Source organism: Methylocystis sp. H4A, assembly GCF_015709545.1.
Lineage (GTDB): Bacteria > Pseudomonadota > Alphaproteobacteria > Rhizobiales > Beijerinckiaceae > Methylocystis > Methylocystis silviterrae.
The window spans coordinates 130,456-152,339 of record NZ_JADNQY010000025.1 but is presented as its reverse complement, the minus strand read 5'-3'; the positions used below and the strand labels follow the sequence as shown (position 1 = coordinate 152,339).

Here is a 21,884-nt window from a genome sequence, read left to right as displayed (position 1 = left end):
CCATGCATTCTGCGCAAGACATGACAGACGTCGCGGTTTATCGCCGGGCGCTGACATACTTCCTGCAAGACCGAGTGCGGATCGCCGCGCTTGTCGCGATGATAGCGGTCTCCGTCAGCGTGGGCCTCCTCGAGGCGTGGCCGCTGGCGGTGCTTGTCGACTCCGTGCTTTCCAGCGAGCCGAAAGGCAACTGGATACACAGCTACTTCCTCGCCGTATTGCCGACCGACAAGTCGGGGCAGATCGCAGGTCTGGTCGCGATCGGACTTGGCCTGCAACTCGTCGGATATACGGCCTGGATGGGCCGCATGATGATCAATTATTACCTCAATTATCGCGGCACGACGCGGGTGCGGTTTGATCTCTTCACCAAGCTTCAAATTCTTGGCCTGACGTATCACCGCAGCCGACCGCAGGGCGATTCGATCTATCGTCTGACGACAGACGCCTTCGGCCCGTGGGGCATCGTCGACGTTGTGATTGGAACCTCGGTTGCGGCCGTAACGCTCACCGTGATGACCATTATTCTTTTCTCTCGAAACGTCAGTTTAACGCTCGCGGCATTTACCGTCGCCCCCTTCATGATATGGAGCAACTGGCGATTTGGCGTCAGAATCCACAAACGCGCGCTTGACTCGAAGCAGATCGACGCCGACCTGACCGCGCATATTCAGCAGGCGATGGCGCGTATACCTTTGGCGCAGGCGTTTCGTCGCGAGGCTTTCGAATTCAGACGCTTCTCCGGCGCGGTCGGCAGAAGCGTCGAGGCGCTGCTGAGCTTGAATTGGCAGGAACAGCTCTATCCTCTCGCGCGCGACGGCATCCTATCCGTGGGCGGAGCGATCATCCTCGGCTATGGAGGCTGGCTCGTTTACCGAGACCAGTTTCTCGTGCCCGTCGCCGATGGGATGACCGTCGGGACGACGCTCATTTTCATCGACTATTTGCGCAAGCTTTGGGACCCGCTGAAATGGCTCAGCGAGTTCTTCGCCAAAGTGCGCATCTTCGAGGCCGCTTCGCGACGGGTTTTTCGTGTGCTCGACGAACCGGAAGTCGTTGTCGATACGCCGACGGCGCGTTGGATTTCCAGTAAGCCGCGAACTCTGACGCTCGAGCGCGTGAGTTTTGACTACGGGAGCGGCAAGCAAATTCTCACCGACGTTTCGGCGACGATACGGCCGCGCCAGATGGTGGCCTTCGTCGGAGCGAGCGGCGCCGGCAAGAGCACGCTCTTAAGTCTCATGCTTCGGTTCTACGATCCAACGAGCGGGGCGCTACGCTTGGATGGCGTCGACTTCAGGGACGTACGGCTCGAGTCGCTAAGAGCGCATTTCGCGCTCGTCGCGCAAGACAGCCTCGTGCTGCCGGCGACCATCGCAGAAAATCTCGCCTATGGGCGGCAGAACGCAACGCGAGCGGAAATCGAACGAGCGGCCGAAGACGCGGGCGCCGCCGAATTCATTCATCCTCTGCCTCATGGCTATGAAACCGTGCTCGCCGAAGGCGGCGCGAATCTCTCCGGCGGTCAGCGGCAGCGGATCGCCATCGCGCGCGCACTGCTATCCGACGCGCCGTTCCTCGTCCTTGACGAACCAACGAGCGCGCTCGATCCCGAGCAGGAACGGAGGCTGATAGGAACGCTGCACCGACTAAAGGGATCACGCACAATCATTCTCGTGACGCATCGGCTGGAGTCGGTTGTCGATTGCGATTGCATCTTCGTCATGAGCAAAGGACAAATCGTCGAACGCGGCGCGCACGACGCGCTCATCTCTTCAGGCGGCGCTTTCTCAAAAGCGCGGAGACGCGCTGAAGCGGCGGAGTGACGACTCGCGGGATAGCCGTCAAAGCGCGGCGTAGCGCTTGCGCCTCGCAAGATTGAACTGTGAGTCGCGGCGACCTTCAGCTTCCTGCTGCGCCTGATGAAGCGCTTCGAGCGGCGCTGCGCCTAAAAGCGCCTCAGCCATCGATTCGCACAGAAGCCGGCCGGCGCCAGGATCGCGGTGACAGAGCGGATCCCACAGGCCCATGGGCGTCCAGAGATCGCGATCATGCCACTCTGGCATTCCCAAGATCGGATAAAGGCACGCGCCGCGTAACGGCACGTTTTGCAGCAAGAGCGCGTGGCACGCGCTGACGACTTCGCACAGCCACGGTCCACGATTGTCCCCGACGTGGCTGGTCTCCGTGACCATGACCTCGCGGCCGTATCGCTGCCAGACAGAGAGAATGAGATCCGAGAGCGGCGCTCGGCGCGGATCATCGTCGTCAAGCGGCGGCACGTTTCCGTCATCGTTCGGCGTGTCGTTCAACTCCCACTGATTGGTCCAGTAATAATTGATTCCCACCACGTCCAAATGTTCAGGACTGCCGCCGAGTTCGGGCAGGAGCCTGCCGCACAACATGTCCCAGCTTTGAAACACAAGCCTGTTATTGAAATCATGGGCATGAGGAACAAGATCGGGCCTGTCCTTGGGACAGACGACGCGGCACAAGGGATCGACATTCACAAAGCGCGCGTCGGGACAGGCGGCCCGTATCGCATTGATGCCGGCGATTGCGCCGCGCGCGAGCGCGACCTTCAGCTCCCAGCCTTGTCCCGACCCGTACGGCGCGAACAGCGCCTTCTCGCCGCCGGCATAGGCCATGAACGAAGGCTCATTGATTGGCGTGAAGACGCAGGGACCATCCATGCGCGCGGCCACGAAGCGCGCCACCGCATAGCAGTAGTCTGCGAATCTCCGGACGAATGCCTCGGACCAAAGGTCGACGTCCTGAGGGAAACCATAGTGAAAGAGGTCCCATATGACGCCCACGTCATGGCGCTTTGCGGCCTCAATGAATGGTTCGAGCGAGGTGAAGTCGTATCGACCGCGACAATCGACAAGCGGCCAACGAACGGTCTCACGCGCGGCGTGCAGGCCCAGTCGCGCGATGTCGGCATAGTCTTCGTGGACATTGGCGTCGTGACCTGTCGCGACGACCTGATCGAACCACTCGCCGTGCCGGTTGAAGCCTGTCGATCCTTCAAAACCAGCCAGAAAGAAACTCTGAAACATGCCCTTACTCCCCGATTGCTCGTGGAGGCTGCGCTACGGCAGCCTTGGCGTTGGCGCGAGCGGACCCACCGCAGCCGCGCCACCGGACGTCAGTCGACGATAGGCGTCGACAAGGGGCGTCTCGACACGATCCAGCCGCCCCAATGGATCAGGATCGAGATCCCAAAGCCCCATTTGCAAAAGATGATCGTGGAGGGGCCGCAGCCCCTGACGATAGGCCCATGTCACGAGCGCGAACATCGGCCACCATGTATAGCCCACCATCGGAACGCCCTTCGCGCGCAGCGTCTTCACCGCCTCGACCGAGTCGGTGAGCCAGGCCTGCCGCTGTCTCACCGAGCCTTTGGTCGCGGTTTCCGAGATCATGATCGGCGCGCCGTAACGTTCAAAATACATCTCTCCGATCTTCGTCAGGAGCGCGCCGGAGGCGTAAGGCATTCGAATGCGCAGCCGCCCGAAACGGTCGCGCGACATCCGCTTGAGCGTGAAGATCGGGTAAAGGTTCACGCCAATGACAGAGAGTTCAAGCGGGCGTTCACGAAAGGCGTTCAGCGCGGGTTCCGCGGCGCCCTGCTTGAGAAGCCAGGTCCACAGCGGATGACGCGGATCGACGCGCCCGCTGATGAGATCGAGCGCAAGGAACACAATCGTTTGACGCCGCTCGGCCTCCTCGGCCAACGCCGGGTCGCTCGACTCGAAAACATCGGTGGCGTCGACATGAAACGCGACGATTTCGGGGTCGACGTCATGTAGCGCGCGGGTCGTTTCGACGATTCCGCGACAGATCGACAGCATCACCGCAACGAAAGTTGGCCAGCTGCGTCCGTAGGGCGGCCACCAGCCCAAACGTCCGCAGTACCATGCGGTGATCCGAGGCTCGTTCAGCGGCGTGTACCATCGGATCCTTCCCCGGAACCGTTCGGCGAGTCGCGCCGCGAATTCCGCGACGCGGCTTGGATAGCCCTCGTTGAGAAAGGCGTGCTCCATCCACTGCGGCAAACCGTAATGTACGAGATCGACGATCGGATCGATGTTAAGTTCGAGCATGCGCTCGAGCGCGGCGTCGACGAAGCTGAAATCCCAGGTCTTCGGCGACGGTTGGACGCGATGCCAGGGCACGCCATAACGCGCGCAGGGAACGCCCAAGCGCGCCATCAACGCGATGTCCGCTTCCCACCGCCGGTAATGATCCGTCAGCTCATATTCGTCGAGCATGCGCCCGGTTCTCGGATGCGGAGCGGTAATGAACGTGTCTTCAATACCCGTCGCCCAAAAAAAGGCGCCGGGCGCAGTGAGCCGATCGAGTTCCGTCGCGCTCGGAAGCATCAGGCGCAGTTCATCGACGCGGCGGCGGCGAATGGCTCGCCGGCCCGAGGGTTGCCGCGGTGTGGAACAACAGGCGGCGCTGGCGCGAACCCGATGACGCAGCAGCGTCGTTCATCGCAGGCGTCCTCCGTCTCTTCGCCGTGTATCGTTCGTGAGCTGCCGCATTCGCGCGCTCACGCTCGAGCCTGCAGCGGCGGGCCGGCCCCTACCTTAACCCTAAAGATCGGCGTCGGTTCCGCCGCGCGGACGCATCACGTTCTGGCTGCAAAGAGAGCCGGACGACGGCAGACTGCCGCGTTGGAGCTGTAAACTATGAAATTCAAAAAGAAATGGCAAAAGCGCACGGCCGACTCCTGGCCGTGCGCTCCATTCGGGTCAGCGGGCGTTCTTCTGGATCGCATCCATGAGGGAAGAATTCGGCTTCTTCTTGCAATAATGCGTGATTTTATCCGTATTGCGTCTCACGTAACGCGAATCGATTACAGTGATGTTGTTCTTGGAGCTGAAATAGCCCCTCATCCAGTTGGCGACAAAGTCCTGGGTGTCTGCGTCATATTCGGCGAACTGCTTGCAGGTGATTTCCGACATCTCGATCGTGACCTGCGCGTTGGCGGGAACGGCGAGGGCGACCGCGGCGAGAGCGCCGGCGAAAATAAGTTTGCGATTCATGTGGTTCCCCGTTCTTTACTTCTGCTCAAAAGCGCGCTGCAGACCCGCCATGACCGACTCATTCGGATTGGAAGCGCACCAGCTCTTCACGCTGGCGGAGTTTTTCCGAAACAAGTTCAGGTCGATAAAGGTTCGGCCGCTTTTCTGCGCGAACCAGCCGCCCATGAATGCCCCGAAGTCTGCTTGATCGTCGGCCGGCATCGCCAACAATTCCCCGCAGGTGATGCGGGTCATGTCGATCTTGACCTGCGCGTTGGACAGCGAAGGCGCGAGCGCTCCCGCCGCGGCAAGCGCAAACATCAGCTTCCTCATAAGATTTCCTCCGATAAAACCAGATTTCCGAAGAGCCGCCTGACCCTGCGGCTTTCGCCGGGCAAAGGGCGCGTCAAGGCAGGCGGTTCCGACTATCGCCCCGCGCCTAACGCCCCAGCCCGGCGCGCTTGAACTAAACATTAAAAAAATGAAAGTCCATCGGCGTGCTTTGACCATCCTTAGCCGCGCCGGAGCCTTTCCGTTTTGCTGGCCCAGGCATTTAAGCTTTTCGAGGCGTCATCAGCCAGCTCGCCCTCGTGGGCAGTTTCACCTTTAAAAACAGCGTTTAGGCGAAGCGTTCCTTCAATTCAGCCGAACACAGAGCCTAGCTAATTTCCCTAGCCCAGCTCGGCGACGCGCACAAAAAACCAATAAGCGCCAAAGCAGGCGATAATCGCTGAGCAGACCTGCACGAGGAGCGGACTACGCTGACCGCGCGTGAAAATCTTATCTGTCATAAGAAGTAAGGGGAGAACGATGAGCACGACGCCGATCTGCCCGACTTCGACGCCAATGTTGAAGCTCGCCAGCGCCGGCACGATGGCGCGTTGAGGAACGCTGAGCTCGATCAGACCGCTCGCGAAACCAAAGCCATGGATGAAACCAAACGCGAAGGTGTCGCGCCAGCGACCGTCGACCTTGCGCGTAAAGAAGTTCTCAACTGCGACATAGATGATCGACAGCGCGATTGCGATCTCCACCCAACGGCTCGGGAGATTGACGAGTTCAAGCGCCGCGAGCGACAGCGTCACCGAATGCGACACTGTGAAAGCCGTCACGATCTTGACGACGGGCCAGATGCGCGTCGCCCACAGCATCACGGCAATCAGGAAGCACAGATGATCATAGCCCGTCACGATGTGCTCGACCCCGGCGGACAAAAATTTCGGCGCAAGCTCCCAAGGCGTCAGCAGCGGCTTGGAGAGATCGATCATCGGGTCGCCGGGATAGATCATGACTTGTCCGGGCGCCGGCTCCCGGCCCAGGCGCTGCGCCTCGGTCAGATTGGCTTCATCGCTTTTCTCCCCGATGCTGACGAGTTGTTTGGCGCGCGGTCCCTGCGCATCAAGAAGTCTGAACGGATTGTAAAAAATCTGCCCTTGAACCGCGCTGCAGTCCATCCGCAGCACGACTTTTGAGTCATTAGGATTGGTCGGATCATCGCCGACCGAAACGACGGTGCTCGCGCAGGTCTGACCTTCCGCATTCTGCAGATCGACGCGCGTCTGAATGAACTTGCCGATCATGCCCTCGATCACGCCGGGCTCGGTGAGATCGACCTCGTCGCTCTTCGGTTTGTTCTCGGCGAACATGCGCTCGATGTCAGTTCCCAGAAAGCCGACCTCGACGCGATAAAGACCGTGCCCTGCCGGCACGATTCGGCTGCTGGAAATATTCGCCGTATGGGCGCGCGCCGCCGGCGCACTCGCGAAAAACGCCACAACGACAGCGACCGCGCCGTTCAGCAACCATACCATCGGGCGGACTCCCTTGACGCGCCGCGCGCCTGCGGCGTATGCACTTTGATAAAAAGATGCATATCGAGGGAGAAGGGCAAGCTCAAGTCCATCAGCGCGGCAGCCTACGCGAGGCGCGCTGGACGTAATCGATACGGCTTTTTTGGCGCCGCGGCGGAATGGCGTCGCTGGTCAAGTCTGTGACAAGATGAGCAATCGGCGTCTCGCGGCCCGACGCATTCTTTGCGCGCGAGCGAGCTCGGAAATGATTATTGAATCGGACTTCGCCCCATGACGAAGAGCGGACAGGCAAGAGTCTCCCGTCGAAAAAGCCCGTCCTGGATGTCGGTCAACCGGCATGCGCGCCTGCTATCGTTTGCTGGGGCGCTCCTGTCAGTCGGCGCGACGCCTGAACCCGCCACGGCGTACGGAACTGCCTCTGACTCCCCAAGTCGCGATCAACAGCTTGGCCCTACCCCGGCGATGAAACTCACCGGCCCGTCGCGCCCGCCGCGAGAGCCGCAACGCCCGGCGATCATTCTGGCGCATGCGATCGTTGTCCGCACCTCCCCCGCGGAAGGCGGCGTCGGCGCCGAAGACATCGGAAAAGTGGAAGTGTGGTACGACGCCGGCATTCGCGACGCCTTTGCCGCATTGGCGGTTGTGAGCGCGTCGGGCGAAAGGGTCGACAAGCGCGACGCCGCGATTGATAGCGCGGATCCGAGCCATGTGTCGGTGAGCGTGAACCGGTTGACTCCCGGTAAATATACCGCTCGCTACCGGGCGCTTTCGGCTGACGGCCATCTCGTCAGCGGCGCCTGGGAGTTCGAGGTGCGCCCGTGATGCGCGTCCTTGAGGCGCGCCGGCAAGAGCGGCGCGCGTATCGAAGGCGCGAAGGCGCGCAACTGGCGGTTATGATCAGAGGATTCATGCGAAAACCGCTCTTCGGCGTAAGGGAAGGAAACAAAAAGCGATGAGTCCTGGCCGTCTGAACGCACTGGTTTTCGTAGGCATCGTGCTGCTGATTGGCGTCAACGGCGCGGCGTTTTCCTATCGCCTATGGGCTCCGGCCCTCAATCAATATGTGGACGACTTTTGGAAGGCGCATACGCTAAGACCAGCCGTGAAGGCGGGCGATCGCACAATTTCGGAATGTCTTGGGGTCAGCGATTTCTACTCCGTGCACCTCACGACATATTTCCTGCCGGACTCCGAAGAAAGCGCCGGAGGGACGACGGACGATTTGAGCAAATATGCCGAATATTGCGATCGCGTGCCGGGAACGGGAAAGTTGATTTTTTCCGTCACCCTCATGGAAAAAGACGCGAGAAACGAATCCGTCGCGCTTTCCTTCTATCAAGTCGATACGGATGGCGGTCTCAAACAGATCAATGCTCTGCCGTCTCGGCCCCGCTCAAGCGGCTTTGTGACTTTGGACGCGAACGTCGCTCACAAGGGGAAATACCTGCTCAAGCTCGCCTTTGGCGAGGCGAAGAACGCCGAGGACACCATCGAGATGCCGATTTTCGTCGGAAAATGATCAGAGCTTTGCAAAGTGAACTGGCGGATTGTTCAATAACTCGCACGCCTTCGCGCGCGGCGCTTTTGTCGCCACCGCAAAAAGCCCGTGACGTAAAGCGCAAGCGGCGTCAGCCCGATTAATAGAACGATCGAACGTCCGACAGCGCCGAAAGCTTCGCCCGAATGCAGCGGGAATAGCCATTCCAGAAATTTCTCGCCGGCGGTGAAACCATTGCGATCTTGCACTTGGAGGACTCTGCCGCTGTACTGGTCGACGCCGACATTTCGGCTTGTTTTGGTTCGGTTGGGTTCATCGTCCGATTGCTTGCCGACGACATAGACGCCGCTTGGCGCGCTTGGCAGAAGAATCCAGTGGAGCCTTCCATCGGGAAAGATTTTATCGGCGGCCGCAACCGCCGCGCCGACGCCGATCGGCGATTGGCCTGGAAGCGGCTTTGATTTCCCAAAATCAACTTTAGGACGCACCGGAGAAAACAAGGTCGTCACCGACCGCGTCGCCGGCTTAAAGATCATGGCTATTCCAGTGGATAACATGACCAACAAAATAGCGGCGCAATAAATGCCGACGTTCCGATGTATGTCGAAGGCAAGTCTTTCGGCGCTGGCGCCCCATTTGATTTTCAATCCCAGTCGCCAATCGCCATTGAGCGGGAACCACAGATAAAGTCCGACGAGGATGGAAAAGAAAACAAGTATGGCGAGCGAGCCGAGAACATAGGCGTTGTTGACTCCAAGCAGCAACGTCCAATGGAAAGTCATGAGAATCGGGATGAGAGGCTGCGAAAACAGCCTGCCGCGATGCTGATAAAGGCGCTGCCCTTTGACCTTCGCCGTGTAGGGATCGACGAACAACTGATATACGTCGGTCTCAAGATCGTCCGTCTCAACCATATAGGTTATCGCCGCAGCCGAGCCCGGATGGCGCGGCATCGTCAGTCTTTCCGCCTTGCCGTCGGCCGGCATCGCCGCGAAAGCGGCGCCGAGAATTTCGTCCGGCGAGCGGTAAGAAGCCTGCGCGGGCGTATCAACGCGCATGATTGAAGCGTTCAGCAGTTCGTCGATATCCTCGCGAAAAGCCAGAACCGCGCCGCTGAGCCCGACCAAAACGAACACGGCCCCGACGAAGAGGCCGATGGTTCGATGAAGCTGCAGAAAGACCTTGCGTGCGACTTCGCGCCGACGCGCGATACGCGACGGCGACGCCGCCCCTCTGTTGGGGCGGGCTTCGATCGTTCTCTCAACCATCGTGTTAACTTGGGTCCGCCAGCGCTTTCGCGCCTCCATCGCATCTAATCCCACCCGTTTCGGGCGACCCTGTCAACTGAAGCTGCGGCGCTCAGGCGACGCCATGTCTGACGTCACGCGCCATCAAATGCACAAGCCAATGATGCGGTCGGCTTTTGCAGGCGACCGGAGCTTCGGCCTCTTGGCGCTGGCCTCATGGCGCTGAATGCGGTCAGCGCGGCGCATCCTTTACGATGACATCACTTCTTCTCGCGCCGCCGCTCGACGAGCAAATAAACCATGCCCCCAATCGCGACGATTGCCCATGTCGCAACGGCCAGGAGCCATGTTTGTCCGCTCCACATTTCGCCTTCCCGCGAATTGCGCCCTCATCTCGCTCTCGTGCTTGGCTGAAGTTTGCGACGCCTTGCAGCGCCGCCGCCTGCGAGCGCTGAGGCGACTTTAATGATCACGCCGGCTTAGTATGAATAATTTCATACAGCATCATACTCAAAGCGTCAAGCAATTCAGCTCCGAACACGGGTTTGCGGGATGCGTCGCGGACGACGGCGCATGTCTCCGACTTCCGCGAAGTTCTCCTTTGGTCGCCATTATCTTCAGGTCATACTTGCTTTCCACGAGAGGGCGAAGCATGCCGATTACCTTCGAGAAGAGTCAGAAAACGAAGAGGCGGAAAAATGAAAAATGATGTGTGCAAGGGTGCGACGCTGGCCGTTGCCGCTGTTTCAATCGTTCTCGCTGGCGCTGCGCCGCCCGCAAAGGCGGCGTCGACCGGCAAAGTGCATTGCCTCGGCGTCAATAGCTGTAAGGGCAAGGCCGACTGTCACTCGCCCAAAAACGCGTGCAAGGGCATGAACTCATGCAAGGGCCAGGGCTGGGTCTTTAAGGAGACGGCCGCGGCCTGCGAAGAGGCAGGCGGTAAGGCTCTCGACTGACCCTCGCCTCATAGGACGGCGCGACTTCGGGTCGGCGCGAGTGGCTGAGTCTTCGACGAAATTGCCGCGCACGCCGGCGCGCTCGCCTCTTGACCTGGGGCGGACGTGGCGCGCCGCCGCGTCATTGCTTTGCAGCGCGCGTCACTGATCGCCCGAGCGGCACGGAGACGGACATCGAGCCCCGCGAGGGCGTGTGGCGGCGATCGCCCGTATCGGGTGGAGATCCGCGTGATCGAGCGTCAAGCTTGATCGCGACGGCGCGCGTTCCAAAACATTAGCTCAACCTTGACGCGGAAGCCTCGCGGTTTGCGCACCCTCGGGACTTTTTTTTGCGCTTCCAAACTCCGGCGTCGGCCAGGTGGAGCGCGCGGCCAGGCCTAGAGCAAAGTTTGGGCGCTCGGCGGGGATCTTTGCCGACGCCAAATGGCCGCTAATTAAATCTTATCTTTGGGGGCATTGAACTTGGGAGACGAACATGTCGATAACGGTCGGCGAATCGACTTTTCCCGAGCGCGCCAGGCAGGGCGGCTTGATCGATGATGTTGGCGGCGTTGCAACCGTCATCCTCGCCATTTTCGGACTCATCGGCCTCCAGGCGCCGATTTTGGCCGTGATCGCGACAATTGTGTTCGGCATGACGCTGTTGATCCAGGGCAACGGCATGATGTCTGAGTATGCCAGATTTTCTGTGCTGCTCGGCGGCACGTCTTCGATCAACGGTTTCACCGCCAGCAGCCGTTCGGCGGTTGTTCTGCTTGGAGCCGGCGGCATCGCTCTAGGCGTGCTTTCGCTGCTGGACTTCGACTCGGCCGTGCTGACGCCAATCGCGTCAATCCTGTTCGGAAGCGCGCTGGTCTTGAGCAGCGTCTCCGTGTGGCATCTTAATGTCGTCAGACGCGCCTCCAAGGGCGAGGAGTCTTCGAGAGACATTCTCGCAAACCAAATGGCTTTTGATTCCGCCGGCATTCAGATCTTTGGCGGCTTCGCCGCAGTCGTACTCGGCATTCTTGCCGCGTCCGGGACTAGGAATGACCTTACGTTCAACCTCGTAGCGCTGCTCATTCTCGGCTCCGCGCTCGTGCTGAAGGGAGGCAGCCTGAACGCCATCCTCCTCAGCTTTATGCGCTCCACTTCGCGACGGCCGCCGACTCCGCGCGTGTGACGCGCAAATTGAACAGACCTTGCACGGGCTGCGACTTGGCTTGCAGTCTCAAGAGGAGCCGCATCTAAGCTTGAGCGGCATACCGGCTGTAGATCTTGACTGGGTGAATCCCGCGCTATGTGGAATCACGCGCTCTTGCTCGTGTGGAGATATCGCAAGTCTGGAGACACTGTCATGTCCATTACATCTCGAGAATCGACATTTCGTGAAACAGCGGCGTATGGGGGACTGATCGACGCAATCGGCGGTCTAGCCACCGTTGTTATCGCCATTGTTGGATTATCGGGCGTGAATGCGCCGATGATGGCTTCGGTCGCGACGATCGTCTTCGGCGCCGCCTTGTTGATTCAAGGCGGAACCATGCTGTCGGAATACGCCCAGATTATCTTTCCAGCAGGCTCAAGAGCCACGAACATCGAGGGATTTGGCGGCAGCAGCCTGTCCGTCGTCTTCCTCGCCGGCGCGGCCGGCATCGTTCTTGGCGTGCTTTCGCTGCTCGGCATTGAGCCTGCAACGCTAACGCCGATCGCCGCGATCGCGTTCGGGTCTGCCCTAATTCTGAGTAGCAATGCCGTGTGGCAACTGCATGTGCTCAGCCAAGAGTCGCTGAGGAGCAGAAATCAAGCTGGCGCTGGCGGCAGTGAAATTCTCGCGAGCGAGATGGCCTTTGGCTCAGCAGGCATTCAGGCGCTCTCGGGTTTGGCCGTGATCGTGCTCGGGATTCTCGCGATAGCGGGCGCGGCGAATGATCTGACCCTCAACCTTGTCGCGTTGCTCGCGCTTGGCGCGACGATCGTGTTCACGGGCGGTAGCCTGAGCGCCACCCTGCTGAACTTTATGCGCGCGCCTTAACAGGTCGCGCGCGCCTCCTGACGGTGCGAGGATCGCAAACTCGCGCCGTCGTCTTGCCCACTGCATGCGATTGGCGTCGTCGTGCATAAGAGACTCGCGGACAGAAAGACGCCGCCCAATGATCTTGCGTCCGCCGATAACAGCATTGCTTCTCGCATTACTCGTGGCCGGGACTGCGCGCGCCGCCGATCCTCTCCGCGATCAGGTGAAGGGTATGTTCGAGCCGATACCGGAAACGCCGCGCGCGCTGCCGGACAATCCGGCGACGCCGGAAAAGCTCGCACTCGGGAAGATGCCGTATTTCGATCCGCGACTCTCCGAAAGCCACAACATCAGTTGTGGCACCTGCCATATGATCGGAATGGGCGGAGCCGACGGTCGCTCGACGTCCATAGGCCACAACTGGCAGCGAGGCGGTCGCAATGCGCCGACGGTGCTGAACGCCGTGTTCAACACGGCGCAATTCTGGGATGGCCGCGCCGCTGACCTCAAGGAGCAAGCCGGCGGACCGATCGTGAATCCGGTCGAAATGGGAAGGACCAAGCAGCACGCCATCGAACAGCTTAAAGGCATTCCGGGCTACGTCGAAGCATTCAAGAAGGCGTTTCCTCGCGAGTCAGATCCGATCGTGTACGACAACATTGGAAGGGCGATCGCCGTCTTCGAGGCGACTTTGATCACGCCCGGCGCACCTTTCGATCGCTGGCTCAAGGGCGACGACAACGCACTGACCGCCAACCAAAAGCAGGGATTGAAGATATTCGTCGAGAAGGGCTGCTCCACCTGCCACAACGGCATCAACGTCGGGGGAGGCATGTATGCGCCTTTTGGCGTCGTCGAGAAACCTGGTTGGGAGTTCTTGCCGCCGGATGACCGGGGCCGGTTCGTCGTCACCAAGAGCGTCAGCGACGATTATGTTTTCAAGGTTCCAACCCTGCGCAATATCGAACTGACCGCCCCCTATTTTCATAGCGGGCATGCCTGGGATTTGAAACAGGCCGTGGCGGTGATGGGCGAATCTCAACTCGGCGAAAAACTGAGCGAGAACGACATCGACAAGGTCACAGACTTCCTCAAAACACTGACTGGCCGGCCACCACAGTTCACTCTCCCCGTTCTGCCGCCGAGCGTCGCGACGACGCCCCGCCCGCAGCCGTGAAGGAGCGGATGCCGCGCGCTCACCCAGCACTGCCGTCTTAAGTCCTTGTCTCTATTTTCAGCGTTCGAGTTCTCGTTGAGGTCTGAGACTATGGTCTCCGCCTGAGTGTTGTGCGCTTCCGATATTTTTTTACTCATTTGCGGGCTGTGAACGGAGCTGCAGTTCTCCATGTTGACCTGGTCGTAGGTGCGGACCCGCGCCCGCCTTGTATTCCGATGATCGGATCCCCAAATATTGAAGGCGGTTTTTGCGAGCTTCACGGCGTCATCTCGAAATATTGTCAGCCGATCGTCTCCGCCGTGCTAATACTCCGTAGCCACTGAACTGGCAGAGAGACGCTTGGCGCCGAGTCGTCCCCAGGGGCGATAACAATACACCCTGCCGCGCCCGCAGTCCGAACTTCGAAGGGATAGACTCAATGGCCAAAGCTGAACTCGGCGTGAAGCGCCGATGCCTGACGTGCGCAACTGCTTTTTACGATCTCAATCGCTTGCCGATCGTCTGCCCGAAGTGCGCCGCGGCCTTTCAAGTCGTGGAGGTTTTGCGTTCGGCGGCAAGGCGACCGGCGTACCATTCGGCGACTTTCGCCAGGTCCGCGCCAGTCGCGCCGGTCATCGAACCGATCGTTGATGACGTTCTCTTGTCAACGGCTGATGAGGAGGAAGACTCAACGGCCGATGAGGAAGAAGACAGAATCGAAGCGGTGCTGGAAGAAGTAGAAGCGGACGTCGTCGTAACCGCCACCGAATAAGCTGTTGACGTTCTGACGCCGCTTAGTCGAGGCTTGGATCGATCCCTGCCAGGGACAAAGCGAAGACGACGACGCACAAGGCGAGCGCAACCGTGACGCCGACAAGCGGCGCGGCAAAGCTTGGGAGTTTTTTAAGAAAGCGCATGAACCCTGTTCGCCTGAGAAGGATCGCGATCTAAATGGCGAGCTGTTAAGAGTAGGTTTATTGATCGCTGTCAAGTGGGAAAGCCAAGCTCGGCGACCGCCCATCGACAATTTGCGCTATCAACCGTTTATTTGCGCCGTGTTCGACGCCAGGCGTTGAAGATCCAGGCCCCAACGAGCATCACTAAAAGATAGACGATCGCCGCCAGAGCCAGTTCCGGGAGCTGATCCGCCACCGCTGGCCAAAAGAGGAAGGCGAGGAGAGTGACGACTCCTGCGACAAGGGCTGCCAAGAGCGCATCGTAATGCATCGTCCGCGAAGCCTCCGACCTGAACGCCAGTCCGATGAACTCGGTTCTGGCCCGACGTGGAGTGGATCAATCCCCTTCAGGAAACATCGCGGCTGAAACCATGCTTGGCGGCGCCAAAGACATAGCGGCAAGCCGCCTGCGCGCCGTCAGAAGAAGCTGATTATATACTTTTCTCTCCATCAATTGCTTGCGCAAAAAGTGCAGGCAAAAACTTTCCATCGCGACATGCGCGCGTGGGAAGTCGTGTTGGGCAAAAGCGCAGCTCGTTGCATCGCGAATAATAGCCGGCCAAGATGAGGCGCGCCGCAACAAGGCGCTCAATCCGGACGCCACTTCGCCAAGATAGTCGATGTGCTCGACGCTCCCAAAGCCTTCGTCGTCTCACTAATGCGGCGCAGTTATACTCCCGCGACCGCCTGAAGGCGGAATTCGGCGCCGAATTTTGGAAATTCTTGGCTGGGGGACCTGGATTCGAACCAAGATTAACGGAGTCAGAGTCCGCTGTTCTACCGTTGAACTATCCCCCAACGGCGCCGCGCCAACACAACGCGACGACCTGGTCGATGGCGCTTTACTTCGTCGCCGCCGACTTCAGTTTGGAGAGCGGCCGGATTTTGACGCGCACGCTTGCGGGCTTGGCGGCGGCCTTGACCATCTCGCCCGTCGCAGGATTGCGAACCAAAGTCCCCGCCTTCCGCGCCGGCACCTTGCGAAGGGTCGCTTTCAGAAGGCCCGGCAGGGTGAATTCGCCCACGCCGCGCGGGTGAACTGACCCGAGAAAAACACTCTCCAACGTCGCGTAGACGCCCACCGCGGTCTTGCGAGGAATGTCGTTTTCCTCGGCAATCCGGTTGATGAGAGCCGATTTTGTAAATGTCTCTTTGATCGGCCGAATGGCGGCAGGCTCAGCCTTGCTGACCTTCCTGCTCGCCGCCTTCACCGGTTTTCCTCTAGCCATAAGATGTCCTTTACTAGATAAGCGCCTGCATTATTGCTCATCCGCACAGATGCGATTGCTAACGATTTCATTGGTGATTCGCAAATTTCTGCGCACCAACCGCTTGCGGCGGAAGATGTCGGGCTTCAACGCAATACTGAAGCCGTCGCCAAGGAGGAGATAGGCGACGGTCTCGGACAGAGGCCCAGGCGTCATCGAAGGCAACAACTCTCATTGCCGCTCCGGGGACGAACAGCGGCAGCGCCTGACGGCGAGGCACTGCCCATTCGCACGTAGCGAGGTTGAATTTGGCGTTATTAACGGTCAGCGCACATGTTGCGTCCACGGCGCGCGACTCGCCCAATGAGACGATCCCGAGACTGAAAAATCAGCTTCCTGTCGGAAATGCTTGAAGCGATTGGCTGAGGACGCAGTCTCCCGCGAACCGGTCTCCCCTATCCCCTCCCTGGCTCAAGAATAAAAACAGGGAAAATTCAGGCTTCACCCCATCGTCTGCGACGAAACCCACGTGATTTCAGTGTCCTGACGCCTATTCCCTGCTGCAAAAAAGGGAAGCATGTAGCCAGGAACGCGGGATGCGGGCCTTTTTATCAGGCGAATTTCTTGTGGATAACCGGGATCGGATTGTCGTTAGCCGGGATTCGATTGCCATTATCTGGATTTCGGTTGCCGTTGAGCGGGATGAGCGCGCCGTTAGGCGGATATGCGAGTCGCTATCTGGAACGGCGTTGCCGTAAGGCGGATGGATGTTGTCGGACTGCGACAACGCCTTGCGTATTGCGAATCGAACGGGATGATTCGGGATTTCGAGCCCGTCCCCCAGGGTCTGAATTGGCCCTCGACCGACCTCTTGAGCGGGGTGCTTGCTATGCGGGGCGTCCCAACCCGATCGAGGCGGCATCGCGCTCGAAGCAACGCCAGTATTTTGCAAGCATTCGGACGAGTAAAAAGCGCCCTCTGAAACGCGCCGGTTGTTAAATGGCCTTTAAAGGGGCTTTGAAGGGCCCTTGAAAGCCCCTCCTCCGCCGTGAAAATTTTTTTGCTACAGCAATAGCCTCTAAAGGGTAGATCTATACATATACTACCATTGAATCGGTGTTTAAAGGCGCTTTCCCCAAGCTTATCCCCGTTCCGAATATTGACGACTGGAATCTCTTTGTGAAAGCCTTTGCGCAACTTCGATCGGCGCTCGTTGCGCGAAGCGCGCAAGCCGGTCGCGCCAAAATTGCTGTCGAGGCAGACCATGAACGCCACTCCCCCCGCCATCGAATTGCGACCCGTAGCCTCCCTCAAGGCTTATGCAAACAACGCGCGGCGTCATTCGAAGAAACAGATCCGGCAAATTGCGGAGAGCATTCGCCGCTTCGGCTTCACTAATCCGGTCCTGATCAGGGACGACGGCGGCATTATCGCCGGCCATGGCAGGGTTATGGCGGCGAAGGAGCTGGGTCTCGAAACGGTCCCGACGCTGAAATTGTCGCATCTCACGCCGGAGGAAGTGCGCGCCTATGTCATTGCGGACAATAAGCTCGCCCTTAACGCCGGCTGGGACATCGACATGCTGGCGATCGAGTTCCAGGCGCTGATCGACTCGGAGTTCGACCTCTCGTTCACCGGCTTCTCTTTGGCGGAGATCGATCTCACCTTCGATCAGGCGCGGGAGGCTTCGGTCGAGGCGCCGGATGGGCTCGACGTCATCCCAGATTTACCCGAAGCAGCTGTAACACGCTTGGGCGATCTCTGGATCCTGGGAAAACACCGGCTGCTGTGCGGCGACGCGAGGGAAAAGCGTGATTACTCCCGTCTGCTTGGCGCAGAGAAAGCCGATCTGATCTTCACGGATCCGCCCTACAACGTCGAGATCGACGGCAATGTCACCGGCCTCGGACGCCACAGCCACCGGGAATTCGCCATGGCCTCGGGCGAGATGTCTCGCGAGGCTTTCACCGAGTTCCTGACCATAACCCTCTCCAACGCGGCTTCAGTAAGCAAGGATGGGACGATCGCCTTCGCCTGCATGGACTGGCGGCACATCCGTGAAATGACGGAAGCAGGCGAAGCCGCCTTCACCGAATTCAAGAACCTCTGCGTCTGGAACAAAACCAATGGCGGCATGGGCAGCTTCTACCGCTCCAAACATGAATTGATCTTCGTCTACAAAGTCGGGACCGCTCCCCATACGAACAACTTCGGGCTCGGCGAAACGGGACGCTATCGCACGAATGTGTGGGACTACCCCGGCGTGAGCAGTCTTGGATCGGATCGTTCCGAGGCTTTGTCGATGCACCCGACCGTCAAGCCCGTGGCGCTCGTGGCCGACGCCATCAAGGATTGCTCTCGACGCGGAGAGATGGTCCTAGACATGTTCGGGGGCTCCGGCTCGACCCTCATTGCGGCGGAGACATGCGGACGACGGGCGAAGCTTATCGAATTTGACCCTCTCTATTGCGACGTCATCGTCTCTCGCTGGGAGAGACTGACGGGCAAGTCGGCCGTCCACGCCGAAACGACCCGACGCTTCGAAGACATTGCAGCCGAGCGATTGACCGTTCGATCGGCAGGAAAGGCGCGCATGACGTCTCGAACGAGGCGAGATCGACAGGGCCGGAAGCGTGGAGCGCTCGTCGACTGAGACCGATCGCGTCCCGACGTCCCCCAAATGATAAACCGCTCCTTGCCGGAGAATGATGACTTATGACAAAGCGTCGCGCGGACAAATCTTCGACCGAAGATCCCTCTGAGCAGTCGGAACGCTTGTTTTCCGACGAAATGGTGGATCGTTTGAAGAGCGCAATTACATTTGGTGAGCCGATTCCAGCCCTGCCAAAAACAACGCGTTTCCAAAAAGGACAATCAGGCAATCCAAAAGGAAGGCCTAAGAAAACGTCAAGCTTTCCATTTCATCCGCGGGTTGAGCCGCTTCCCATACAGGAATTGATCCTGAAAGAAGCCGAGCGCGGCGTCACGATTCGTGAAGGCGATAGCGTCTCTGTCATTCCAGCGAAACAGGCTGTTATTCGCGCATTGCAGAATACGGCTCTCAAAGGCAACCCTCATGCGCAGAGAACCTGGACCCTGCTTTATGCGCCGATCGAACGAGAGAAGGCGATCGAGATCAAAGCTGAGAATGAATTTTGGGAGAGCTATCAGCGGCAATGTCGGGAAGAAATCAAAGAAGCTGAATCGAAGGGCGAGGCTCCGCCGCTGCATCTTCCACACCCAGACGACATCATCATCCGATATGGGAAGCCGCCTCTCTTCACAGGGCCGACGAACGAAGCAGAGCTCAAGGATCTAGAGGAGCGTATCAAACTGATGGACGCCTTCATCATGCAAATTGCCGTCAATGAGCGATGCGCTTTGCCAGAAAATATAGAGGCAGGACTCCGATGCGCCGACGCTGCGACAATATTCGTGGCGCTCCTGAACGGGACGCTGCCAAAGCGGCTCCAACTGAGCGATACCGACTTTATAACGAAGCTTATGTATTTTCAGAATATCCCGAAGCGCACCCTCCTTAAATCGACCCGCGCAGCATGGAGCGCCGCCGGCCTTCATGTCCCGCGCGGCAAAATATTCCCCAGGCTCGAAATCGCTCGTGCGATCGTCGAAGGGTTCAAGGGCGCCAATGAGGCTGAAGAAAATTGAAGAGATTCGTTTCTCTGGAGATCGGATAGAGTCGCGCCGTCCTGATATTAGTTGGCATGATCACACTCGCGCATCTTATTGAAGGTAAGCGGCGCTACAGTGCGACGAATTTTTTCAAAGAGCGGCGACATTCTTTTGGCGCTCTCCGAGGCAAAACTTTTCTTAGTCGCAAGATTCGTCGTCGAGCAGAATTTCGTATTCAAAGGTGCTCCGTAGCCGGCGCTTCCTGTCCAAGGGAACGACGCACGCCCTGGCCTCATCGAAGTAGAACACCGTCCAGCCGGGTAATTCGGCCTTGACGGCGCGAGCAATGGCGAGGCCTTCGGCGGAAAAATTCGTCCAGTCGCTTTCTCGGTAGGGCCGTTCTTCTTCGACCGCATCCTCGATCGCTTCATAGTGCGCCTGCCAGCGGCGAAGGCGCTCGACGAGCGCAGGAGAGATCGGCAATTCCTCGGTCCCACAGGAATTTCCCTCGATGTCCCACACCCCATCGCAAGAATAGTCGGCCATGACGCGAACCCAGCGATGGCGATTAAGCAGGTCTTCGTGGCTTTCGCTCATGTGCGGCTTTTGTCTTTTCCTCTGACCCGTCAGCCTTATACCGTTCTGGACAGTCCTGCTTTAGCGTACAACACACAGGAATCCAGGTTATCGATTTAACCCCTCGTGTGCGGGGAATGCGTCTTGACGTTTTGACCTGCCCCTGAGAAACACCTCCATGATCGATTAGAGTCCGGCCTATTGCAGGACGGACGAGATGAAGAAGAAACGGTTCACGGAAGAGCAGATCATTGGCATTTTGCGGGAGCAGGAAGCGGGCGCGAAGGTCGCCGATCTGGCGCGCAAATATGCGGTTTCAGAAGCGACGCTCTACAATTGGCAAGCCAAGTTTGGCGGGATGGACGTCTCCGAAGCCAAGCGTCTGAAGGCGCTCGAGGAGGAGAACGCGCGGCTGAAGAAGCTTCTGGCGGACCAGATGCTCGACGTAGCCGGGCTCCGGGAGCTTCTGGCAAAAAATGTATGGTCCGCCCCGTCCGTGCAAGGGTCGCGTTCGTTCTGACGTTCCAGTCTGCATAAATGTATCCGGCCTCTCGCGAGCGAGCTGCTGTTGCAGCCAGGCCATGATGAGATGCGCACACGCCGTTCTCGAATAATGGTGCGGGCACGAAGCCCGGTTTTTTGCCCAGAGCTTACGGCGTGCCGATCAACTGTTTCGTCATCACTCTCCCGAACCTCGCAGTCTGTCGAAAAGGGCAATCAGGCTGCTGCCGGACCGCGCTTCTCATAGGTTGCGCCGGGCGTCGTCATGATCACCCAGGCGATGCGTGCGACCTTGGCGGCAAGCGCCACGACCGCTTTGTTGTTGTGCATTCGGCTCTGAAGCCGCTCGAGCCAGCCACCAAGCCGATCGCGCGATCGGTCCAGGTGTAGCAGGCATGACCGTGATCCGTGGATCAGAAGCCGGCGCAGATAGGCGTTTCCTCGCTTGCTGATCCCGAGCAATGTCGTCTTGCCCCCGGTTGAGTGTTCGCGCGGCGTGAGCCCGAGCCAAGCCGCCATATCTCGAGCTTTTTTAAACTGCGCGCCTTTGCCCGCCGCTGCGAGCAGCGCCGTCGCCGCGAGCGGTCCAATGCCCGGGATCGTCATTAGACGCCGGGCGGTGTCGTCAGCCGCCGCTGTAGCTTCAATCTCGCGCGATATCTCAGAGATTCGCGCTTCGAGCTGTCGCACATCTTCGAATAAGCTCGCGAGCAGTCTGCGCATCGCTGGCGTGAGATCGTTCTCTTCATTCGCCAGGACCTTTGGCAGGTCTGCCTTGAATCTGCCGACGCCCTGATGCATCGCAATGCCGTATTCCAGGCAAAAGGCGCGCATTTGGCAGACGAGTCGTGTCCGCTGGGCCACCATCCGGTCACGAACGCGATGCAGCGCCTGGAGATCAATCTGTTCCGGTGACCGCACTTCGACGAAACGCATTGTTGGCCGCGAGACTGCCTCGGCAATTGCTTCTGCGTCGATGATGTCGTTCTTGTTTGACTTGACGTAAGGTTTGACGAACCTCGCGGGGACGATCCGGACCCTGTGTCCGAAGGCCATAATCTTTCGCGCCAGCCATTGGGAGCCAGGACAGGCTTCCATGCCAACGACTGTCGGCTTTGCGCGCTCGAAAAATTGCAGCAGCGTATCCCGCCGAAAGCTCGCTCGCTGGATCGGCGCACCGGATGCGTCGATCCCGACTACGTGAAAAACATTCTTGCCGATATCGACGCCGAACACGGCAGCTTCCTTTGGTTTGTTACGTTCCGCCATTAGGCAATCCTCCTGTCCAAATGCCGCATTCTGCGGCAGGAGGA

23 protein-coding genes, 1 tRNA gene and 1 pseudogene are annotated in these 21,884 nt (G+C 59.0%); 11 read left to right on the top strand and 14 right to left on the bottom strand.

Annotated elements, in window-relative coordinates; all coding sequences use genetic code 11:
- The first annotated feature begins 20 nt into the window (after positions 1 to 20).
- Entirely contained in the window at positions 21 to 1,826 is a 1,806-nt protein-coding gene (locus IYW40_RS12260) for an ABC transporter ATP-binding protein (protein ID WP_246720766.1), read from the top strand.
- Between the two features lie 18 nt (positions 1,827 to 1,844).
- Here IYW40_RS12260 and IYW40_RS12255 read toward each other — a convergent pair whose 3' ends face one another.
- The 5 genes from IYW40_RS12255 to IYW40_RS12235 form a co-directional block, all read right to left on the bottom strand.
- Complete coding sequence (locus tag IYW40_RS12255; protein WP_196400668.1) at positions 1,845 to 3,059, bottom strand: glycoside hydrolase; 1,215 nt, start codon at positions 3,057 to 3,059, stop codon at positions 1,845 to 1,847.
- A gap of 33 nt (positions 3,060 to 3,092) precedes the next feature.
- Positions 3,093 to 4,385, bottom strand: coding sequence for a family 1 glycosylhydrolase (locus tag IYW40_RS12250; RefSeq protein WP_196400667.1), 1,293 nt, complete (start codon positions 4,383 to 4,385; stop codon positions 3,093 to 3,095).
- A gap of 375 nt (positions 4,386 to 4,760) precedes the next feature.
- A complete protein-coding gene (locus IYW40_RS12245; protein WP_196400666.1) occupies positions 4,761 to 5,054 on the bottom strand; it encodes an HdeA/HdeB family chaperone in 294 nt (97 codons plus the stop codon).
- Positions 5,055 to 5,069: 15 nt separating this feature from the next.
- On the bottom strand, positions 5,070 to 5,543 hold the full coding sequence (locus tag IYW40_RS21870) for an HdeA/HdeB family chaperone (protein ID WP_246720765.1): 474 nt from the start codon (positions 5,541 to 5,543) through the stop codon (positions 5,070 to 5,072).
- A gap of 161 nt (positions 5,544 to 5,704) precedes the next feature.
- Positions 5,705 to 6,844 (bottom strand): HupE/UreJ family protein, encoded by a 1,140-nt coding sequence (locus tag IYW40_RS12235; RefSeq protein ID WP_196400665.1) that lies wholly within the window; start codon positions 6,842 to 6,844, stop codon positions 5,705 to 5,707.
- 462 nt (positions 6,845 to 7,306) lie between these two features.
- On the opposite strand from IYW40_RS12235, the gene IYW40_RS12230 reads away from it, so the two are divergent.
- Both IYW40_RS12230 and IYW40_RS12225 read left to right on the top strand, forming a co-directional pair.
- Positions 7,307 to 7,666 carry a copper resistance CopC family protein gene (locus tag IYW40_RS12230; protein ID WP_196400664.1) on the top strand — a complete coding sequence of 120 codons (360 nt, stop codon included), beginning with the start codon at positions 7,307 to 7,309 and terminating at the stop codon, positions 7,664 to 7,666.
- 130 nt (positions 7,667 to 7,796) lie between these two features.
- Positions 7,797 to 8,363, top strand: coding sequence for a hypothetical protein (locus IYW40_RS12225; protein WP_196400663.1), 567 nt, complete (start codon positions 7,797 to 7,799; stop codon positions 8,361 to 8,363).
- A 32-nt stretch (positions 8,364 to 8,395) separates the two neighbouring features.
- Here the strand turns inward: IYW40_RS12225 and IYW40_RS12220 are convergent, their stop codons facing one another.
- The gene (locus IYW40_RS12220; protein WP_196400662.1) at positions 8,396 to 9,610 is read right to left on the bottom strand and encodes a PepSY-associated TM helix domain-containing protein; all 1,215 of its coding nucleotides are present in this window, start codon (positions 9,608 to 9,610) and stop codon (positions 8,396 to 8,398) included.
- 677 nt (positions 9,611 to 10,287) lie between these two features.
- On the opposite strand from IYW40_RS12220, the gene IYW40_RS12215 reads away from it, so the two are divergent.
- The 5 genes from IYW40_RS12215 (at position 10,288) to IYW40_RS12195 (ending at position 14,469) form a co-directional block, all read left to right on the top strand.
- Positions 10,288 to 10,545, top strand: coding sequence for a hypothetical protein (locus IYW40_RS12215; RefSeq protein WP_196400661.1), 258 nt, complete (start codon positions 10,288 to 10,290; stop codon positions 10,543 to 10,545).
- A gap of 475 nt (positions 10,546 to 11,020) precedes the next feature.
- Entirely contained in the window at positions 11,021 to 11,707 is a 687-nt protein-coding gene (locus tag IYW40_RS12210) for a hypothetical protein (RefSeq protein WP_196400660.1), read from the top strand.
- Positions 11,708 to 11,881: 174 nt separating this feature from the next.
- The gene (locus tag IYW40_RS12205) at positions 11,882 to 12,559 is read left to right on the top strand and encodes a hypothetical protein (RefSeq protein WP_196400796.1); all 678 of its coding nucleotides are present in this window, start codon (positions 11,882 to 11,884) and stop codon (positions 12,557 to 12,559) included.
- 64 nt (positions 12,560 to 12,623) lie between these two features.
- Positions 12,624 to 13,718 carry a cytochrome-c peroxidase gene (locus tag IYW40_RS12200; RefSeq protein WP_348644268.1) on the top strand — a complete coding sequence of 365 codons (1,095 nt, stop codon included), beginning with the start codon at positions 12,624 to 12,626 and terminating at the stop codon, positions 13,716 to 13,718.
- A 418-nt stretch (positions 13,719 to 14,136) separates the two neighbouring features.
- Positions 14,137 to 14,469: a TIGR02300 family protein gene (locus IYW40_RS12195; RefSeq protein ID WP_175092985.1), complete on the top strand. Its 333-nt coding sequence runs from the start codon at positions 14,137 to 14,139 to the stop codon at positions 14,467 to 14,469.
- Between the two features lie 22 nt (positions 14,470 to 14,491).
- Here the strand turns inward: IYW40_RS12195 and IYW40_RS22130 are convergent, their stop codons facing one another.
- From IYW40_RS22130 to IYW40_RS12170, 6 genes are all read right to left on the bottom strand, one after another.
- Positions 14,492 to 14,614: a hypothetical protein gene (locus tag IYW40_RS22130; RefSeq protein ID WP_281432878.1), complete on the bottom strand. Its 123-nt coding sequence runs from the start codon at positions 14,612 to 14,614 to the stop codon at positions 14,492 to 14,494.
- A 127-nt stretch (positions 14,615 to 14,741) separates the two neighbouring features.
- Entirely contained in the window at positions 14,742 to 14,924 is a 183-nt protein-coding gene (locus IYW40_RS12190) for a hypothetical protein (protein ID WP_196400658.1), read from the bottom strand.
- Between the two features lie 66 nt (positions 14,925 to 14,990).
- Entirely contained in the window at positions 14,991 to 15,245 is a 255-nt protein-coding gene (locus IYW40_RS12185; RefSeq protein WP_196400657.1) for a hypothetical protein, read from the bottom strand.
- Between the two features lie 132 nt (positions 15,246 to 15,377).
- A tRNA-Gln gene (locus IYW40_RS12180) sits at positions 15,378 to 15,451 on the bottom strand.
- 44 nt (positions 15,452 to 15,495) lie between these two features.
- Positions 15,496 to 15,882: an HU family DNA-binding protein gene (locus tag IYW40_RS12175; RefSeq protein ID WP_123176692.1), complete on the bottom strand. Its 387-nt coding sequence runs from the start codon at positions 15,880 to 15,882 to the stop codon at positions 15,496 to 15,498.
- 30 nt (positions 15,883 to 15,912) lie between these two features.
- Complete coding sequence (locus IYW40_RS12170; RefSeq protein WP_196400656.1) at positions 15,913 to 16,077, bottom strand: hypothetical protein; 165 nt, start codon at positions 16,075 to 16,077, stop codon at positions 15,913 to 15,915.
- Between the two features lie 1,048 nt (positions 16,078 to 17,125).
- Between IYW40_RS12170 and IYW40_RS12165 the strand changes: the two genes are divergently transcribed.
- Positions 17,126 to 18,514: a DNA methyltransferase gene (locus tag IYW40_RS12165; RefSeq protein ID WP_246720764.1), complete on the top strand. Its 1,389-nt coding sequence runs from the start codon at positions 17,126 to 17,128 to the stop codon at positions 18,512 to 18,514.
- Between the two features lie 62 nt (positions 18,515 to 18,576).
- Positions 18,577 to 19,530 (top strand): DUF5681 domain-containing protein, encoded by a 954-nt coding sequence (locus IYW40_RS12160; RefSeq protein ID WP_196400654.1) that lies wholly within the window; start codon positions 18,577 to 18,579, stop codon positions 19,528 to 19,530.
- Positions 19,531 to 19,692: 162 nt separating this feature from the next.
- Here the strand turns inward: IYW40_RS12160 and IYW40_RS12155 are convergent, their stop codons facing one another.
- Complete coding sequence (locus tag IYW40_RS12155; protein WP_196400810.1) at positions 19,693 to 20,091, bottom strand: hypothetical protein; 399 nt, start codon at positions 20,089 to 20,091, stop codon at positions 19,693 to 19,695.
- Positions 20,092 to 20,287: 196 nt separating this feature from the next.
- On the opposite strand from IYW40_RS12155, the pseudogene IYW40_RS12150 reads away from it, so the two are divergent.
- A pseudogene (locus IYW40_RS12150) lies at positions 20,288 to 20,551 on the top strand (transposase); the annotation flags it as partial.
- A 236-nt stretch (positions 20,552 to 20,787) separates the two neighbouring features.
- Here IYW40_RS12150 and IYW40_RS12145 read toward each other — a convergent pair.
- A complete protein-coding gene (locus IYW40_RS12145) occupies positions 20,788 to 21,840 on the bottom strand; it encodes an IS110 family transposase (RefSeq protein ID WP_196400653.1) in 1,053 nt (350 codons plus the stop codon).
- Between the last annotated feature and the right edge of the window lie 44 nt (positions 21,841 to 21,884).

What these genes read in the sequence shown, in the direction of transcription:
- IYW40_RS12210 (WP_196400660.1), top strand. Translation starts at nt 11,021, where the DNA reads ATGTCGATAACGGTCGGCGAATCGACTTTTCCCGAGCGCGCCAGGCAG.
- IYW40_RS12195 (WP_175092985.1), top strand. Translation starts at nt 14,137, where the DNA reads ATGGCCAAAGCTGAACTCGGCGTGAAGCGCCGATGCCTGACGTGCGCA.
- IYW40_RS12245 (WP_196400666.1), bottom strand. Translation starts at nt 5,054, where the DNA reads ATGAATCGCAAACTTATTTTCGCCGGCGCTCTCGCCGCGGTCGCCCTC.
- IYW40_RS12260 (WP_246720766.1), top strand. Translation starts at nt 21, where the DNA reads ATGACAGACGTCGCGGTTTATCGCCGGGCGCTGACATACTTCCTGCAA.
- IYW40_RS22130 (WP_281432878.1), bottom strand. Translation starts at nt 14,614, where the DNA reads ATGCGCTTTCTTAAAAAACTCCCAAGCTTTGCCGCGCCGCTTGTCGGC.
- IYW40_RS12170 (WP_196400656.1), bottom strand. Translation starts at nt 16,077, where the DNA reads ATGACGCCTGGGCCTCTGTCCGAGACCGTCGCCTATCTCCTCCTTGGC.
- IYW40_RS12225 (WP_196400663.1), top strand. Translation starts at nt 7,797, where the DNA reads ATGAGTCCTGGCCGTCTGAACGCACTGGTTTTCGTAGGCATCGTGCTG.
- IYW40_RS12220 (WP_196400662.1), bottom strand. Translation starts at nt 9,610, where the DNA reads ATGGTTGAGAGAACGATCGAAGCCCGCCCCAACAGAGGGGCGGCGTCG.
- IYW40_RS12255 (WP_196400668.1), bottom strand. Translation starts at nt 3,059, where the DNA reads ATGTTTCAGAGTTTCTTTCTGGCTGGTTTTGAAGGATCGACAGGCTTC.
- IYW40_RS12160 (WP_196400654.1), top strand. Translation starts at nt 18,577, where the DNA reads ATGACAAAGCGTCGCGCGGACAAATCTTCGACCGAAGATCCCTCTGAG.
- IYW40_RS12190 (WP_196400658.1), bottom strand. Translation starts at nt 14,924, where the DNA reads ATGCATTACGATGCGCTCTTGGCAGCCCTTGTCGCAGGAGTCGTCACT.
- IYW40_RS21870 (WP_246720765.1), bottom strand. Translation starts at nt 5,543, where the DNA reads ATGGTCAAAGCACGCCGATGGACTTTCATTTTTTTAATGTTTAGTTCA.
- IYW40_RS12155 (WP_196400810.1), bottom strand. Translation starts at nt 20,091, where the DNA reads ATGAGCGAAAGCCACGAAGACCTGCTTAATCGCCATCGCTGGGTTCGC.
- IYW40_RS12235 (WP_196400665.1), bottom strand. Translation starts at nt 6,844, where the DNA reads ATGGTATGGTTGCTGAACGGCGCGGTCGCTGTCGTTGTGGCGTTTTTC.
- IYW40_RS12165 (WP_246720764.1), top strand. Translation starts at nt 17,126, where the DNA reads ATGAACGCCACTCCCCCCGCCATCGAATTGCGACCCGTAGCCTCCCTC.
- IYW40_RS12250 (WP_196400667.1), bottom strand. Translation starts at nt 4,385, where the DNA reads ATGCTTCCGAGCGCGACGGAACTCGATCGGCTCACTGCGCCCGGCGCC.
- IYW40_RS12205 (WP_196400796.1), top strand. Translation starts at nt 11,882, where the DNA reads ATGTCCATTACATCTCGAGAATCGACATTTCGTGAAACAGCGGCGTAT.
- IYW40_RS12215 (WP_196400661.1), top strand. Translation starts at nt 10,288, where the DNA reads ATGAAAAATGATGTGTGCAAGGGTGCGACGCTGGCCGTTGCCGCTGTT.
- IYW40_RS12230 (WP_196400664.1), top strand. Translation starts at nt 7,307, where the DNA reads ATGAAACTCACCGGCCCGTCGCGCCCGCCGCGAGAGCCGCAACGCCCG.
- IYW40_RS12175 (WP_123176692.1), bottom strand. Translation starts at nt 15,882, where the DNA reads ATGGCTAGAGGAAAACCGGTGAAGGCGGCGAGCAGGAAGGTCAGCAAG.
- IYW40_RS12145 (WP_196400653.1), bottom strand. Translation starts at nt 21,840, where the DNA reads ATGGCGGAACGTAACAAACCAAAGGAAGCTGCCGTGTTCGGCGTCGAT.
- IYW40_RS12200 (WP_348644268.1), top strand. Translation starts at nt 12,624, where the DNA reads ATGCGATTGGCGTCGTCGTGCATAAGAGACTCGCGGACAGAAAGACGC.